Source organism: Pseudoalteromonas luteoviolacea (assembly GCF_001696455.1).
Lineage (GTDB): Bacteria > Pseudomonadota > Gammaproteobacteria > Enterobacterales > Alteromonadaceae > Pseudoalteromonas > Pseudoalteromonas luteoviolacea_C.
In genome coordinates this window covers 1-17881 of sequence record NZ_MAUJ01000017.1, presented here as the reverse complement: position 1 = coordinate 17881, position 17881 = coordinate 1, and the positions used below count along the sequence as shown (strand labels likewise).

The 17881-nt window shown below is 40.8% G+C and carries 10 protein-coding genes and 1 pseudogene; 2 read left to right on the top strand and 9 right to left on the bottom strand.

The window, feature by feature from the left end; genetic code table 11:
• Positions 1-57 precede the first annotated feature (57 nt).
• The 6 genes from A7985_RS24100 to A7985_RS24075 all read right to left on the bottom strand — a co-directional run bounded on the left by A7985_RS24100 (position 58) and on the right by A7985_RS24075 (position 10332).
• Complete coding sequence (locus A7985_RS24100) at positions 58-2520, bottom strand: glycosyl hydrolase family 18 protein (protein ID WP_065792952.1); 2463 nt, start codon at positions 2518-2520, stop codon at positions 58-60.
• A 65-nt stretch (positions 2521-2585) separates the two neighbouring features.
• Complete coding sequence (locus tag A7985_RS27100; protein WP_065792988.1) at positions 2586-4022, bottom strand: lytic polysaccharide monooxygenase; 1437 nt, start codon at positions 4020-4022, stop codon at positions 2586-2588.
• Positions 4023-4117: 95 nt separating this feature from the next.
• A complete protein-coding gene (locus tag A7985_RS24090) occupies positions 4118-7246 on the bottom strand; it encodes a glycosyl hydrolase family 18 protein (RefSeq protein ID WP_256096846.1) in 3129 nt (1042 codons plus the stop codon).
• 506 nt (positions 7247-7752) lie between these two features.
• Positions 7753-8706: a sensor histidine kinase gene (locus A7985_RS24085; protein WP_065792951.1), complete on the bottom strand. Its 954-nt coding sequence runs from the start codon at positions 8704-8706 to the stop codon at positions 7753-7755.
• Position 8707: 1 nt separating this feature from the next.
• Positions 8708-9247 carry a heme NO-binding domain-containing protein gene (locus tag A7985_RS24080; protein WP_065792950.1) on the bottom strand — a complete coding sequence of 180 codons (540 nt, stop codon included), beginning with the start codon at positions 9245-9247 and terminating at the stop codon, positions 8708-8710.
• On the bottom strand, positions 9244-10332 hold the full coding sequence (locus tag A7985_RS24075) for a response regulator (protein ID WP_065792949.1): 1089 nt from the start codon (positions 10330-10332) through the stop codon (positions 9244-9246). Before A7985_RS24075 ends, A7985_RS24080 begins: the two co-directional genes overlap by 4 nt.
• A 97-nt stretch (positions 10333-10429) precedes the next feature.
• Here A7985_RS24075 and A7985_RS24070 point away from each other — a divergent pair, with 97 nt between their 5' ends.
• Entirely contained in the window at positions 10430-11731 is a 1302-nt protein-coding gene (locus tag A7985_RS24070; protein WP_370671184.1) for an HD domain-containing phosphohydrolase, read from the top strand.
• 295 nt (positions 11732-12026) lie between these two features.
• On the opposite strand, the gene ppsA is transcribed toward A7985_RS24070, so the two are convergent.
• On the bottom strand, positions 12027-14402 hold the full coding sequence (gene ppsA, locus A7985_RS24065; protein ID WP_065792947.1) for a phosphoenolpyruvate synthase: 2376 nt from the start codon (positions 14400-14402) through the stop codon (positions 12027-12029).
• A gap of 141 nt (positions 14403-14543) precedes the next feature.
• Here ppsA and ppsR point away from each other — a divergent pair, with 141 nt between their 5' ends.
• Complete coding sequence (ppsR, locus tag A7985_RS24060; RefSeq protein WP_065792946.1) at positions 14544-15353, top strand: posphoenolpyruvate synthetase regulatory kinase/phosphorylase PpsR; 810 nt, start codon at positions 14544-14546, stop codon at positions 15351-15353.
• Positions 15354-15392: 39 nt separating this feature from the next.
• Here ppsR and A7985_RS24055 read toward each other — a convergent pair whose 3' ends face one another.
• Together A7985_RS24055 and A7985_RS27240 are read right to left on the bottom strand one after the other, a co-directional pair.
• On the bottom strand, positions 15393-16748 hold the full coding sequence (locus A7985_RS24055; protein ID WP_065792945.1) for a class II 3-deoxy-7-phosphoheptulonate synthase: 1356 nt from the start codon (positions 16746-16748) through the stop codon (positions 15393-15395).
• A gap of 1036 nt (positions 16749-17784) precedes the next feature.
• Positions 17785-17881 (bottom strand): annotated as a pseudogene (locus A7985_RS27240) (hypothetical protein); the annotation flags it as partial.

Genomic DNA, 17881 nt, shown 5'->3' with positions numbered 1-17881 from the left:
TTGGCCTGTCCTTCTGTCAATTCAGAAAAGGCATTCTGAATATCAACCCATAATGACTTAAAGAGCTTGCCAAACCATCGCTTTGCCTGGTTCTTCGCCTCTTGTCCACCATTTTGCGCGATACACTTTACCGTTGTGTGAAGCTAGGTCACCGCCAACGTAAACCTTACCTGGATCCCAAGGTGCTACGCTAGACGCCGCATCAGTGACAGTTACGTCAAATGAAGCTGAAGTTGTATACGTGCCGTCCGATACATCAACCGTTACCGTGTAAGTCGTGTCTTGGCTAACTTCACCAGCAGCAATGGAAACACTAGAACCCGTTCCAGATACTGTCAGTCCAGCTGGCGCGTTCCAAGTATACGTAAGCGGGTCATTATTTGGGTCAGTTGCAACCACTGTTACATTTACTGATTTGTTTTCTTCGACTGTGGCGTTAGCGATAGGTGAAACAACAGGTGCACCGGCCGGAACTTCAGCTTTTACAAGCACAGCGACCGTTTTTTCTGTTGTTGCATTTTTATCGTCCGTCACAGCTATCTTTAAAGTGAAAGTCGTATCAGTCGTAACATTCGGTGCAGTAATCCCAACCGTTGCTGTATTTGCGCCCGTTAGAGTAAGACCTTGCGCTGTCCAAGCATATGTAACAGCTGAACCTTCCGGGTCATTTGCAGTTGCAGTTAGGTTCGCAGATTGACCTGAATTCAGTGTCAGGTTCGCATCAACCGATACGACAGGCGGTCTGTTTGTTGGTACTCCGCCAGTTAGACCATCATACATAGCATTGAGGATATCGCCGTTATCAGCATCGATTTCCCAAGCAAATAAACCACCTAAGTTGTGCAGGTTAACATATTGCCCTTTAGCGTAAACTGAGCGTGGGCTATCATAGGTCAACATCTTGCCGCTAGTCGGGTTCCACACCCAAGCAGCTTCTGCTTGATCATCATATCCCGCTGTAAAACCATTTATACCAGTACCACTACCACCAACTAAGTTTTTCGCAATGGCTTTGTAATCCATGATGCCTGGTTCCCACACGCCTTCACTTGTAGAACCTGCATATTTTCCGTTACCCGGTGCTGTAACTGGGTTGCCAGGAATAGTCGTGTTTGAATCAAACACACCTTCCCAACCACGTCCGTACATAGCTGCACCGACAACAAGCTTCTTAGAGTCTACACCTTGTGCAAGTAGTGCTTTGACTGCATTGTCTAGCGTGTATGCTGGGCCTTTGCGCGGCTCGCCGTTATCATCTAAGCCAGTACCGTCACACTCGCCTTGACTTAGGTGTGAGCCACAGTAGATACCCGTTTGGTGACCTGTAACATTGTTCCAACCACCGTAAAAATCGTAAGTCATCGCAAAGATGTAATCCATATATTGCTGAGCAACTTGATAATCAACATCTTCAATTTTGTCATAACCAGAACCAATCGCTGAAGTCAGTTCATATTTGCGGCCTGTTTCTAGCTCTAACTCATCAAGCATAGCTCTTAATTCTTGCATTAACGCAATGTATGCCGGGCCATCGTTTACAGGGTCGCCAAGGTTAGGGTTTGGACCGTCCCCGCCAGGGAATTCCCAGTCAATGTCAACACCGTCATAGAACTTCCAAGTCTTTAAAAATTGCTTCATAGAAGCAACAAAAGTGTCTCGGTTTGCTTTAGTTGTGAACCCATGGAAAGGGTCTGATAATGTCCAGCCGCCAACTGAAGGTAAGATTTTTAGGTCAGGATAACGTTGTTTTAGTGCCATTAACTGAGCGTAAGTACCACGGATTGGGTCGTTATTGTCAGTACCTGGTAGGGTTTTTTGTACTGCAGCCCAAGGGTCGTGAATGACAACTTCATAATCTTGTGAATCTGCACACGCTTTTTGTAGAGCTCTCCAGCTATTGCCGTTTTCGATCTCTTTCAATGACTCGTTAGCGCCACAAATTGGGATGAAACCGTATAAAAGGTGCGATAGGTTGTGTGCTGGAATATTTGATACGTCAAAATCTCTGCCGTAAATACCCCACTCTACAAAATAAGCACCAGTAACCATTTCTGGAATAGTACCGTTATTTTTGTTGTTAGGGTCAACATCCATCGTTAATGGCTGTAAGTGACCGCCATCTGTATCTGCGATTACAATTGGTTTACCCGCACTTTTTGCACAGCCTGTAGCATCACAAAGCTCAAGATAAAGCGTGTGGCGACCTGATTTTGTGTAAGGGAAACTGACTGTGCCACTTTTTGTACCAGCGGCCAGTGCGCCTTGGTCAACTACCTGATTGTCAAAGTAGACTTTGTAACTATCTCCACCAGTACCGCTCCATGAGTTCCACTTAATGTTTACAGTAACTACGTCTTTCGCCTTGACAATCTGCTTGTAAGAACCGTTACCATCAAGATTTACATCAACAAATGAGTATGTCTGTGGTTCCCAGCTAATTTGTGGAGCAGAAGGTGCAGCGATAGCACCTGTCGACATCAACGCTATTCCTATAGCTGCTGTTAAATTATTAATTTTCATTACTATCTCAACCTTATTTTACATGTTATATCCAAACCCCAACGTATTGGAGTGACCTTTACATCTTATTTAATTTCTTTCCAAACTTGAGTAGTTCCTGGCTCTTCGCCTCTGTTCCACCACTTAGCTTCGTATACTTTGCCATTGTGACTTACTCGATCGCCACCAACATAAGTTGCATTTGCTTTCCACGGCGCAGGTGTATTGGGAATATCCTTTACTGTAATCTCGGCAGTTGTATTACTAGATAAAGTACCGTCTGAAACAGTAACGCCAACTGTATACACCGTATCTTTGTTTACGGTCCCTGCTGTCAGTGTGATCGTTGCTCCCGAACCCGTGTAAGTAAGGCCTGCCGGAACGTCCCAGTTATATGTTAAATCCATGGTGTAATCATCAAAGGCATGTACATGCAGCTGTACTTGCGAAACTTCGTCCATTACAATTGGATCAGGCTTGTGAACAGTAGGTGGTGTATTCGGCTGCTGAACCTGAATCGTTAAGTTGTAAGTGTTAGATGCGCTAGTAACAAATACCTGATTACTCAACAAGTTCACCTCGTCAAAAGTAATATTACCAGCGCTGTCTTTTACGCCCACTTGAACGTCAGCTGCAAAGTTTGTGTTTAGTACCTTTGCAAGCTCGGTTTGCCAGCTATTGACGTTCGCCTCTGTTACTTTAAGAGACTGCTTTATTATTTCTTGCCCATTGGCATCAAAAACACGGGCCCAAACGGTATCGGTCACTTGGGCATTTTGACCTTGTTTTACAAAGTAACCCGCAGAGAACCAGTCAACAGGTTTTGAATCTGTCACGATGTTGATATCAGAGCAGTTATAAAACCCTTCCCCAGCTACATCGTTTCGCTGCCATCGCGTGTATAGAATTGCCCTACCACTGCGATCTTGGGGAATGTTAACTGTCATTTCGTAGAATTTTTTACCATCTGGATCTGTTACAAAATTGACATTGCCCACTTCTGTAATTAAGTCTAGGTCTGTCCAATTCAAGACATCTGTCGAAGCATTGAATGCGGGCTTCGTTAAATAGAACTTCCAAAAACTTGGATTGTGAGGGGTCGTTGCTCTGAATCTTATAGCCAGATCACCGTTTGCACTTGGCTTTACGTCTGTTGTTTGCCATTCAGTATGAGGTAGGTTCATCCCTCTTTTTTCGTTTGACCCCGCGGCACAAAGTGTACCGTTGGGCACAGCCGCTTCAACTGCGGCTTGATTATTATAATCTGCAATAAGCGACGCGAATTCATGTTCTTGCACAAATTGAACATATCCAGACTCTAAAAATGCAGCTCTACATGCTAAGTTAGGAATATTAGAACCATCATCTGGCCACCAATAACCTCCCTGAGCTTCACAAATTGATTGTCTAGCTTTAGGAAAGTCCATAAAGCCGTGGGCATTTGCACTAGGCGTGTAAGTCGCAACATATGCGCTACATGCTATGGATAGAGCTGTTAAATATTTTCCTTGGAATACGTTCATCGCGCTCACCTCTTGTGGCATTTTCGCTTTATTAAATTATTACTACTTGCTTGTCAGAAATAAGTGGAGGGGGGAGCCTCCACTTAACTTACGTTTTATAAACTACAAACTTTTTGGTAATCAGCACTCGTAGATGGTTGTTTATTACTCCACCACTTAGCTTTATAAACACCTTTACCGTCGATGATTAAGTCTCCAGCTCCGGCATGTGTGCCTCTAGGGAAAGTCGGATAAACTGCAATGTCTGCAATAGGGGTACCTTCACAATGAGTAATTGGACCTCCATTACCGTCACCTGGTGTTGCTGCTGGTAATGTTGGATACTCAAACTTGAATGCGTAGCGTTTACCATCTTTCTCAGCCGTAAAGTTAACCGGTCCAGTTACTGGCATGTAGTACATGACCTGCGCATTTACAGTCTCGCCCGGAGCAAATGATTTAGGTGTATTGCCCCACTCATTTTTAAGCGTGATTGAGAATCTATGGAAATCGTTATCAAATCCGCCGATATTATTGCCCGCCGCATTTGAATTGTTTACATCTACAGCCATGCCTAATTTTTCTTGAGCGTTCCAGTTCGATTTGAAAATCGCTGATGTAGAAACTGGGACATCAAAAGAAATCTTAGCGCCAGATAAATCAATGTTTGAATTGTTGGTGAACGCAAATGTTGGTGCAATTGGATAATTGTCATCGCCTACAGGGAAGCTTTTCGCATCAAAGGTTACGTCAACTTGCTCAGTAGGTACTTGGAATGCAACATCACCACGATGAATATCGTACTGTGCGCCAGATTGCTTGAACTTATTATATGCCAGCGTCGTCATGCTTGAACCCATGAAGTACTCGCCTTTCACTGCATCATAATCAAAGTCACCGGCAAGCTCCCAGAACATGATACCGCCGAGTCCTTTGTTGATTACATAATCAACTTTGGTGCCCATTGACTCTTCATCTTCGATTGAGATAAATACATTCTTTTGCGCATTCCATAACCACGGTGCAACCGCGACTGCATCGTAATTTCTTGCGTAAGTTCCAGTTAGTTGGTCATCTGGATCTGTGTCTGGTGTAAGACCATACGCTGCTAGGTAGCTTGGAACCGTACCATTTTGTAGGTTCTTCGCGTGCCAAAGTGGGTTTGACCCCGCTGGTACTTCTAAGCCAACATCATTTTTGTCATGCCACAAGTTGTCTATGCCAACTGCGCCATTACCACATTTGTTTTTCTCACCAGACCCTGTTCCCGGAGGGCAATCTGCTTGGTTAGGAAGCGGTGCTTGACCCCAAAGACCGTTGGTTCCGCCTTGAACATCTCTAAATCCGCGGGTGTAATATGGAATACCAATATTAATGCGCCCTGCTGATAAGCCACCTTGGAAGTATTTCACGGCCCAATCTGTGTTTAAGTAGCCGATACCTTCAAACTCTTTAGTGCCGTATACATTCCATGCTTTCAACTCGGAATCTTCACCAGTGTCGTACAATGCAGCATTGTGACCTACATGCGAATTCCATGCTCCGTGTAAGTCATAAGACATAATATTTACATAGTCGAGGTATTGCGTTACCTGAAAGGTTTCCATACCACGTAACAAGTATCCCGAAGATGGTGATGCGATAGTTAACATATAGTGTTGACCATCCTGTTGACCTGCCTTATCAAGTTCTTCACGAAGACGCTTCATAAGTACTTGATAAGACGCGTTCAAACCCGCTCTTCTGGCGTTAGAAATTGGGAAGTCGTCAGGGTGACCAGAGTCTTTCATTGAAGACGGGTATTCGTAATCGATATCTACACCATCAAAGCCATATTTTCTGATGAAATCAACAGAGCTCGCGACGAATGTTTCAATGCCCGCATTGTTAATTGAACCATCAGCATTTGTAGTCATTGTGTAGAAACCACCGCTGTTTACGCGTTTACCATCTGGTCCAAAGAATCCACCAGTTTCAGCCCAGCCACCGACACTGATCAGCGTCTTCACGTCAGGGTGTTGCTTTTTGTACTTGTTAAGAAGGTTGAAGTGCCCTTTGTACGGTAGTGTAGGGTCTAATTCTGCACCAGCTACACCAGGCCATTCCATATTGGTTGCTGGATTGCCAGCAGCGTTTGGATCGCCAATTGAAACCTTGTTTCCTGCATCGACATGTGCAAAAGCATAATTAATGTGGGTGATTTTGTCCCAAGGAATGTCGTTGACTAAGTATGAAGGCTGGCCGTTAGAACCATTTCTCCAACTGGTGAAGTAACCAATGACCCTTCTAGGATGATCAGCGCCCATTTCCTCACGACCATTTGCATCATAAATGGTACAGTAAGGCGTGTTCACACCTGGAGTTTGGTATAAACCAGCAGGTTTACAGGCGTCCCTGTCTCCAGGTACTTGTGCGCCTACTCGAAGTTGAGTGCTGACGCTTGTAGACGCATTCTTATCATCTGTTGCTGTCAAAGTGAACGTGTAATTACCATCCGCTTGTGCAACCCAAGTATGGTCAGTAGGAGTACCGTTTGTTGATACAAGCTCGACGCCGTTCACTGCAAAGCTTAACTTTTTGACTGTACCGTCGGTATCGCTGCCAGAAAGTGAAAACACAACATTACTACCAACAACGAGTTCTACAGGTTTTGACTTTATATCAAGAGTAGCCGTCGGAGCTTCGTTTACTGGTGTGCCAGTTCTAACCGTTATTGAATTAGTGATCGTTTGCGATGCTTCATTTTTGTCATCATACGCTTTTGCACTTAGCTGATATACACCAGGCTGACCCGCTGTCCATACAGCGTCGAACATGTCTGCAGCACCTGTTGTATCTGTCGCGATCAACGTATTGTCAATATAAAACTCCACTTTGCTTACGTTTCCGTCAACGTCAACTGCTTTTGCACTAATGGCAACGCTGTCATTTTGGTCAAATTGAGAACCGTCCCAAGGCGATAACTGACTGATCGTAGGAGGAGTATTTGTGCCAGAACCCGCGCAGTCACCGAGTTTCTTCCATTCTTGATGTGGGCCTGAGTGCGATGCTGGTTCGGTACGGTTCCACCATTTTGCCTCATAAGCTACGTTTGTCTGTTTTACTTTATTGCCAGCAACGTAAGTACCACCAGGTTGCCACTCGGTTAGGCCCGTACAATCATACGCATGGGAATATGTTGTACTTATCGCAATTGCCAGTGTGCTTAACTTGAGCACATTTTTAATATGATTTCTCATTTTCATCTTATCACCAACCTTTACATTAATTGTGATTAACATTTGTTAAATAAACCTAACATAGAAATTAAACACGTCAATGCGCCACTGATTAAAAAACAACCGCCAAGAGCTTCTTTCTAATACTAAAGAGCGGCTTTTTTTGGTGCAAAATGAAAAAATTTGATAATTACACTCTAGATGGATATATGAATCGAATTCATCTCTAAAAACGTTCAAAATACATACTATTGCATATATAACAGCCAGTTAGTTCAATCTTGTACCTTTGATTGATCTAAATGTAAACTTTCACATAAATTAAACTAATCCGAAAGTTGACGTGCACGTCAACTTATTGTGGTTATAATATATAACTAATAGCTATATTATTTAATGAATAAATCTTTTTTTAAATTGACGTAAATCAGTACGGAGCGAATTTGAAAACAAAATAAGGAATCTTGCGCTGTAGACTAAAGTCTATAGCGCAATCTAATTTAGGGGAATATTAGTATAAATACTCTTTAATATTAAAGGGATGATTTAGGGATATTAACTGTTACCGTCACACCGGAATCAGGATTATTTGCTAAAGATATGGACGCACTGTGATTAGAAAGGATGCCATAAACAACTGCTAGGCCCATACCCGTTCCCTCACCCAAAGGCTTAGTTGAATAAAACGGCTCAAATGCGTGAGGTATAGCCTCTTCAGGTATACCTATACCATTGTCCTTAAATGTAATCGTATAGTTTGCCCCTGAATCAAATACCGAGACGAGGATCATCCCTTGGCTAATTAATGACTGCGCTCGGGCTTCTTCACAAGCTTGAATGCCATTAACGAAGATATTGATAAAAGCCTGTGTAATATTAGATTTACTTCCACATATTAAATAACCCGTGCCACAATTGACCTCAAGCGTTACTTGTTTAAGTTTGTTCTCGAGTAACTTAGTTGAGTGTTCGATTACATCTGCAATTTCGAATTCTGACTCATCACTCTGTTTTGGTTTAGCAAAGTCTAGTAGGTTTTTTATAATGCTAGATATTCTACTGCACCCCTCCTGACAATCCTGAGAAATGTCGCTTAGGTCTTGAACAAGCTCCTTCGTGTCTATGTTTTTGCTTAATTTATTTAGCCCTTCAAGCAACTCACTGTCTGAAATAGCTTCCGATTGATGCTGCGTTATTAACTCAAAGTAGTCATTAATATCATCTTTATAGTGTGAAAGAGTTTCTAAATTACACGTTAGATAGGCTAGCGGATTGTTTATTTCATGGGCAACACCGGCAGAAAGCGTACCAAGCGTTGCCATCTTTTCAGATTGAATGACCGCAAGTTGTTGTTGCTGTAATATAGTAAGTTTTTTTTCAAGCTCTAAATTTAAAGCATAAAGTTTGCTCGTTTTTTCCTCTAGAAGTGCTTCTAGTTCATCTCGAGCAGATTTTTCTCTTAAATAGGCCTTGTAATAATTTTGCATATTATGAATAGGTTATGATTAAAAAACACGCTTGATCGCCTTTGTGCATGCATTTAGGGTGATCAATCTGTATTTGTTTGTCAAAGTGCTCTGCACAGCCATATATTAACCCCTCTGCACAAAAACATAACTTTCTTGGCGAACGATAGGTTAAATGTATTGTTTGCGAATCTTTTATGGTGGCTTCTATTGTAGGCAAGTTAGGCTCATCATATAGCTTTCGAACTTCATTATGGATCACCTCATCTATGGAAATGATTAACTGCTCAAAAGAGGCAAACTCCTCAACGATGGACTTGTGTCGCTTTGCCAAGAAACCGAATAAATACGTACCAAATGCTTTTAGGGTCTCTGGCATAGATAAATTCAACGCCTGTGATACGCTAGTTGCAAGTCCTACTAACTCTTCATCAGGGTACGACTTTGCACTAACATAAACCCTGTCTTCTGGGCAGTGCTTTTCTAAAAGGTGTTCCCAAACATCCATTCCCTTTGTTTCTATTACAAGTTCTTCAAGGCACCTAAATATAATACCTTTCATAATGCATCCTCCAACACGAGCTTTCTTTGGCGAAGTTGTTCTATGACCTTACCAAAGAGCAGCGGATCATTTTTCTTTGAGCTTAGTTCAGAAACTTCAATTGAGGCCCTATCAGGGCTTAAACCAATAAACAATCTCAAGATCAAATCTTGACTTGTTTCACTTGAATCAGGTGAAAGTACTCTTAATCTATTTTCTAAAACTTCCTTTTCTATGCCCCAAGCAAGCAAGTACTTAAGGTATAAGCTAGTTTTGCCTTCTTGTTCGGCATTGAGCTTTTGATTGAAGTATTGCTGAATTAAATATTCTAGGTAACCAATAAATACCACCTGATAAATTTCTTCACATTGCTTTATTGGGATACCAATTTCTTGAGCAACTGAATAGGCTTGGCTTGACCATAAGAGATATTCTGCACATGCACTTGTTTGTTGCCCAACGCCAATGGTATGGATTAGTTCTAGTGACATATAATAAGCAGTAGAAACACAGCGTAACATGCTTACAGAAAACTCGAGCTTAGGTGTTGGGTTTTCTGTCTTGAATAGACCGTGTGCTTTTTCTATGTGGATCTGTAATTGAGTATCATAAATGTCACTCAAACTAACAATATTATCTAAGCTTTCTTTTGTGTCACGGCTAGGAAATGGAAAGTAAGGAAGTAAGCCAAACAACATTTTTTGCTCGTCTGTATATTCAATAGCCTCTAATCGACTAAGAAACGTTTCTAACAGAGCGAGATCTTGTTTATCAAATGGCTTTTGCATGAAATAATTAGCCGGGACATCATCTTTTGAAATTAAATTCTCGTTCGTATCACCTGACATGATTATTCTCAAAGCTTTAGGAGCACGTTGCTTTGCAATAGTAAGCACTTCTTTACCGGACAGGCTTGGCATCTGGAAATCGCTAATGATTAGGTCGTAATCTGATTGGTTATCTGATAGGTAACTTTCAGCTAAGAGAGGGTCACTTAAGGTAACTACATCTGATACAGTTAAGCTTCGAGAAATGGCTTTTGATAAGGCGCGCAACATGAGTTTGTCATCGTCTATAATTAGAATCTTTGAAGCTTTCCTTACCATATTTTACGAACCTATTTTGTTGTTTCTTATTAAAGTTTAGTCTAATTTTAAGACTATAAACAAAACTATTTAATTTAAGATGGAGCTGTCTAAGTCTATGAGTGATGATCCAATTCTTGTTCTGTGTTTAGATGATGAAAAGAGTGTATTAAATTCACTTGGCAGATTACTTAGACAAAATGGCATTAAAGCTGAGTTGTTTGAATCTGGCCTCGAAGCATTAGAGCGGGTTAGAGAAGTCTCCTTTGATGTCATTATATCTGATATGAGAATGCCAAAAATGGATGGTGCTGAGTTTCTAACAAATGCAAAAGCCATATCTCCTGATGCTAGAAGAATTTTGCTAACAGGCTATTCAGATATTGAAGACACAATAAATGCGATAAATGGAGGGGGCATTCATGGCTATATTCAAAAGCCATGGAAAAATGAACACTTAATTTTGGAAATTAATAAGGCTGCCGAGTTAAGTAAGCTTAAAAAACAAAATGATGAATTACAAAATAAAGTTAAAGCACAGAACGCAGAACTAAAGGAGCTGAACTCGAATCTAGAAAGTCTGGTCGAAAAACGAACGACACAAATTAGACAAGTGTTAAAACAGCTTGAGGCGGCTAATGAAAACGAGAAAAAGGAACATAGAAGCACGGTTGAATTGCTGTACAACTTTATAAATGCAAATCCTCATCTGGATGCAGACAAAGCAAAAAACATCGCTAAAGTGTGCTTTCAATTAGCTAAAGCACTGTCTTTAAGCTCAGAAGTAGCAGATATGACGCGAATGGCAGGTTACCTCTCTCAAGTTGGTTTGCTTGCAATGGATCCTTCTTTATATGCTAAACCTTTTCATGAATTAGACCCTGAAAAGAAAAAGGTTTATTTAACACACCCCTCAACAGCACAACTAATGCTGATGCCCGCGCAGCACTTAAGCGACGTTGCTGAAGCTATATACAGCCAATTCGAAAAATACAATGGACAAGGAGTTCCTAAAGGGCTGAAAGGTAAAGATATTCCTATTGGTGCCCAAATATTAGCCGTTGCTCGAGACTACATAGAACATTTGTATCAAAGCCAACGCCCTATGTCTGAGCGAAAAGAAAATGCTTTAGAGATAATAAAAATGTATGGCGGAAGCTTTTACCATCCCAAAATTGTAGAAGCTTTATTATCTGTGCTTTCTAAAGATCAGGTTGAATCAGAAAAAGTCGGCAGTATGAGCATACTTACTGCTCAACAGCTTAAACCTGGGATGGAGCTTGGTTTAGCTATGCACAGTGCTCAAGGTATAATGCTATTACCAAAAGGACATGTATTAACAGAAAGCTCTATTTCTAAGCTTCAACAATTAGAGACACAGCGCCCTAACCCTTTCAGAATTATGATAGTTGATAATTAAATGATTATTACAAGAGGTTTTTAGCTGAAGATTGATCGGATATACATCAAGAACACATCATACAATATGGTTGAGTACGATAAGTTCCATTATGTTAAATTAACTAAAGAATATGTAACCGTAACAACAAAGTTCAAATGTAGAGTTCAAATGTAGAGTTCAAATGTAGAGTTCAAATGTAGAGTTCAAATGTAGAGTTCAAATGTAGAGTTCAAATGTAGAGTTCAAATGTAGAGTTCAAATGTAGAGTTCAAATGTAGCGCCTGACCGCGTGACCAGGCGCTAATAAAAGAACTTAGTTCTTAAATTTTTCTGCTAGGTATAACCAAGTTTCAAGAACAGTATCTGGGTTCAATGAAACTGTGTCGATCCCCTGCTCTACTAACCAAGCTGCAAAGTCTTCATGATCTGATGGACCTTGACCACAAATACCTACATATTTACCTTTTTCTTTAGCTGTTTTAATTGCCATAGAAAGTAGCTTTTTGATTGCCGGGTTTCTTTCATCAAATAGGTGAGCGATTAAACCAGAGTCTCTATCCAAACCAAGCGTTAGCTGAGTTAAATCATTAGAACCAATAGAGAACCCATCAAAGTACTCTAAGAATTCATCGGCTAATAAAGCATTTGATGGAAGTTCACACATCATAATTACACGTAGGCCATTTTCGCCACGCTTCAATCCGTGCTCTTCTAGCAGCTCGATTACCTTAGCTGCTTCTTCTAGTGTTCTCACAAATGGGATCATGATTTCGACGTTAGTTAATCCCATTTCGTTGCGAACTCGTTTGATTGCTTCGCACTCTAAAGCAAAGCATTCTCTGAAGTCTTCAGAGATATAACGAGATGCACCACGGAAACCAATCATCGGGTTTTCTTCTTCTGGTTCGTATTGCTGACCACCAATTAGGTTAGCGTATTCGTTTGACTTAAAGTCAGACATACGAACAATCACTTTTTCTGGCGCAAATGCTGAACCAAGAGTGGCTATACCCTCAACAAGTTTCGCTATGTAAAACTCTACTGGAGATTCATAGCCAGCGATAATGTCTGAGATCTCTGCTTTAAGTTCTTCTGACTGGCTGTCAAAATTGATTAATGCTTTTGGATGAACGCCAATCATTCGGTTAATAATGAACTCCAATCTCGCAAGTCCGATACCGGCATGAGGCAACTTTGCAAAATCAAAGGCTCTGTCTGGGTTACCAACGTTCATCATGATCTTTAATGGCAGGTCTGGCATAGAATCAATGCGAGAAGAGATAACTTCAAACTTCAATTCACCTTCATAAATATAACCAGTGTCGCCTTCTGCACAAGAAACAGTCACTGCATCGCCATGTTTTATGGTGTCTGTTGCGTTTCCGCAACCAACAACTGCAGGAATGCCAAGCTCACGCGCAATGATTGCAGCATGACATGTTCTGCCGCCTCGGTTAGTAACAATTGCGGATGCCCTTTTCATGATAGGTTCCCAATCAGGGTCTGTCATATCAGTGACAAGCACATCGCCTTGTTGAACTTTGTCCATCTCATCGATTGACGTTAAGACGCGAACTACGCCAGTTCCAATTTTGTGACCAATTGCACGACCTTCACAGACTACGTTAGACTTTTCTTGTAGTTGGAAGCGTTCCATAACGTTAGCATCTTCGTTCGATCTAACGGTCTCAGGTCTTGCTTGAACAATATAAAGCTTGCCGTCATTACCATCTTTTGCCCACTCGATGTCCATTGGACGACCGTAGTGCTTTTCGATAATAACTGCTTGCTTAGCTAACTCTTGAACTTCGTCATCTGTAATAGAGAACTTGTTTGAAAGAGCCGGATCCATATCGACAATTTCAACTTGTTTACCATGTGACTCATCACTTGAGTAAATCATTTGAATTGCTTTTGAACCAATGTTTCTTCTAACAACAGCTGGATTGCCTTTCGCTAGCGTTGGTTTGTGTACATAGAATTCGTCCGGATTTACAGCACCCTGTACGACCATCTCACCCAAGCCATAGCTTGAAGTAACAAATACTACATCCTCAAAGCCAGACTCAGTATCTATTGAGAACATTACACCTGAAGATGCTTTGTCCGAGCGAACCATACGTTGTATACCAGCAGAAAGCGCAACACCTCTGTGGTCATAACCTTGGTGTACACGATAAGAAATTGCACGGTCATTAAATAAAGACGCAAAAACATGCTTAATAGCGACCATTACGGCGTCTATGCCACGTACGTTTAGGAAAGTTTCTTGCTGGCCAGCGAAAGATGCGTCTGGCATATCTTCTGCGGTTGCAGATGAGCGTACGGCAAAAGATACATCGTTGCTATCTTCACCATGAAGAGTTTTGTACGCTTCACGAATTGCTTTATCTAATTCTGGTTGGAAAGGAGTGTCGATTACCCACTGTCGAATCTGGCTACCTACTTTTGCCAGCTCGTTGACATCGTCAACATCTAGGGTGTCTAAAATAGTATGGATTTTTTCATTAAGCCCTGACTGCTCGAGAAACTCGTTAAAAGCGTCTGCAGTAGTTGCGAATCCACCTGGTACTTGTACACCAGCGTTAGCAAGGTTAGATATCATTTCACCTAGAGAAGCGTTTTTACCACCAACTCGAGGTACGTCATGCATACCCAATTCTTGATACCAGAGAACGTAGTCTTGCACGGAACTGTCTCCAAAAACAAATTGTAATAAATGTGAGAGATTGTTTGACCTTCCTTTAGGTCGAAGGCATTCTACAACGGTAAGTATAGCCGCGTAAACCAAGACTTGAAAAAATACTAAAAAAGTAATGAAAAGGTTAAAATGAGAACAGCATTTTATATTTCAGATGGCACAGCTATTACAGCTGAAGTATTTGGGCATGCAACTCTTTCTATGTTTCCTGTAGAGTTCGACCACAAAACACTGCCATTTATCGAAACAGTGGATAAAGCTAACGCAGTAAAAACGACGATTGATAAATTAGCAGAAACCAGCGGCGAGCCCCCACTGGTATTCTTTACCTTTGTTAATCCTGAATTGTCCGATATTATTTTGTCGTCAAAAGGGGTTTGTTACGACTTCCTATCCTATGCGAGTGAAATAGTTAAACGAGAATTAAAAGTTAAGCCGGTACCGAAGGTACATCGAACTCATAGTATTCACGAAAAGACTTATGACTTCAGAATATCTGCAGTAAACTATGCGTTAGCTAATGATGATGGTGCTAACATCAAGGATTATGATGATGCTGATATCATACTTGTTGGCGTTAGCCGTAGCGGAAAAACACCTGCAAGTTTATACCTAGCATTACAATATGGTATCAAGGCGGCAAATTATCCAATAACTGAAGATGATCTTGAAAAAGGTAACTTTCCTAAATTTTTACTAGAACATAAACATAAATTGTTTGGGCTGACGATTGACCCAGAAAGACTCGCATCGATTCGACAAGAACGAATGGCTAATTCTAAATATGCGTCGATTAGACAATGCCGCATTGAAGTACGAGAAGTCGAAATGTTATTCAAAAAGCACAGAACACCATTTTTGAATTCAACTAAATTTTCTGTTGAAGAGATATCAGCAAAGATAATTGCAGAGGCTGGATTATCGAGACATAAATACTAAAAAGGCCGCTGTACGCGGCCTCTAATTATCTACTAGCTATTAAGCCCTATCTTTAGCGTCTTTTAGTAAATCAGCTACTAAGAAACCCAATTCAAGTACTTGATCAGCATTTAGTCTCGGATCACATTGTGTTCTATAACGTTGAGCTAAATCTTCGTCTGATAAACCGTATGCGCCGCCGATACATTCAGTGACGTGTTGGCCAGTCATTTCTAAATGTACACCGCCCGCATATGAACCTTCGGCTTTATGCACAGCAAAAAATTGACTAATCTCACGTAATATATTGTTAAAGCTACGTGTTTTGTAACCGGTACTCGCTTTCTCGGTATTTCCATGCATCGGATCTGAAGTCCAAACAACATTTCTGCCTTCAGCTTTAACTTTTTGCACAAGCGCTGGCAACTTCTCAGGCAGAACATCTGCGCCCATTCTCGTTATCAGCGTCAACCTTCCTGGTATGTTGTCAGGGTTTAAAGCATCGATAAGTTTAATCAAATCATCTGGCTGCATACCTGGGCCAACTTTGACTCCAATCGGGTTCTTTATGCCTCTAAAGAATTCAATGTGCGCATGATCTAACTGTCTAGTTCTTTCACCGATCCACACAAAGTGGGCTGAGCAATCATACCAATCACCACTTAAATGGTCGCGTCTTGTTAAAGCTTGTTCGTAACCAAGTAATAACGCTTCATGCGAAGTATATAAGTGCGTTTCTTTTAGACTTGGCGCTACGGTCGCATCAATACCGCAAACTTCCATAAACTCAAGCGCGTCTTGAATTCTGTTCGCCATTTGTTGGAATTTGTCTCTGAGCGGGTTGGCAGCCACAAAGCTCATATTCCAGCGGTTTACTTGGTGTAAGTCAGCTAAACCACCTTGTGCGAATGCACGTAAGAGATTTAATGTAGAAGCACTATGATGATATGCTTTCATCAATCTCGCCGGATCAGGGATTCTGGCTTCTTCAGTAAACTCAAAGCTATTAATAATGTCACCACGATAAGATGGTAAGGAAACACCATTTATCGTTTCATAATCAGAAGAACGTGGTTTCGCATACTGGCCGGCCATACGTGCAATCTTGACTACTGGGCATTTACCACCATACGTGAGTACCACTGCCATTTGCAGAAGTGTTTTAAATGTATCTCTAATATTTGTCGCGCTAAAATCTGAAAATGATTCAGCACAATCTCCGCCCTGTAATAAAAAGGCTTTTCCTTCACATACATCAGCTAAACTTTTGTGCAAGCTTCTTGTTTCTTCTGCAAATACTAAAGGTGGTGCGGCATTTAATTCCGACTCGATAGTATTTAATTTTTCTTTGTCCGGGTATTCCGGTTGTTGAACAATTGGAAAATCTCTCCAACTGTCTGGACTCCAAGGTTTCATTTCTCATTCCTCATTAGTTACCTCAAAATGCAACTTAACGTATAGGACGTTATCCTTCAAGTACAAATTAGTTAATTATTAAAGTTTATAGAGAACACATCATACTTATTAGCTGTTTTATATATAGTTACACCGCTTAGAAATTAAATAAAGGCCCACAAAACAACAAAATTTAGTAGAAACTTCGTACTTTTATCTCCGATTAGCCACCTTACAAAAGTTACCTCCTACGAGCCATCGCTTCATTGAAAATTGTGTAAACATGAACGATGAAAATCAGGACCTAAAACTACAATCAACCACTTGGAAGAAGATTTAACTTTAGTTAAAAAGTTAATACTCTTTTATGTCGGAAAAATGATAGATACTTCCCTACTAAGCGCGGTCCAAAATCGACACTTCAAATAAATGCTTGTTAAATCTTATTTCGAAATCGATAACGGCTACATTTCAAAAAATTGATTGATGTAACTTTACTTAAATAATTACAACTGACTAATACCCATAATAAGTAAAGATGGGAGCTTCATTAATTCAATACCCATAATTATTCGTTATACAAAACGGCCTATTTGGTTAAGGAGTGTCGATGAAATTGACATGAAATTCAAACTTGGGCTAAAATAACAGGAACACATCATACTAAAAATCAAACATATTGTTGATACTATTGCGCTGCTATTAAGAAATTAACCAAGACAATAAAATCTGGCGAAATATCATTCGTCATAGGCTCAGTGATATCAAGGTATGTATGCACTTACTTATGCGTAAAGTGCAGTATTATTCTCAATGGTTTTTATGTTAAATTGACCAGTAAGCGTTTTTAACTGCATTGATTCCTACTTCTACTTCCTACTTCTACTTCCTACTTCTACTTCCTACTTCTACTTCCTACTTCTACTTCCTACTTCTACTTCCTACTTCCTACTTCCTACTTCTGACTTCTACTTCTGACTTCTACTTCTGACTTCTACTTCTGACTTCTACTTCTGACTTCTACTTCTGACTTCTGACTTCTGACTTCTACTTCTGACATTTCAAGCTGTTGTTGTAAAACGCTTTCTACAGACTCTTTAAACTTCGCAGGATGTGCTGTTGCTAAGAAAATACCCGTTTCGCCAGCCTCACAG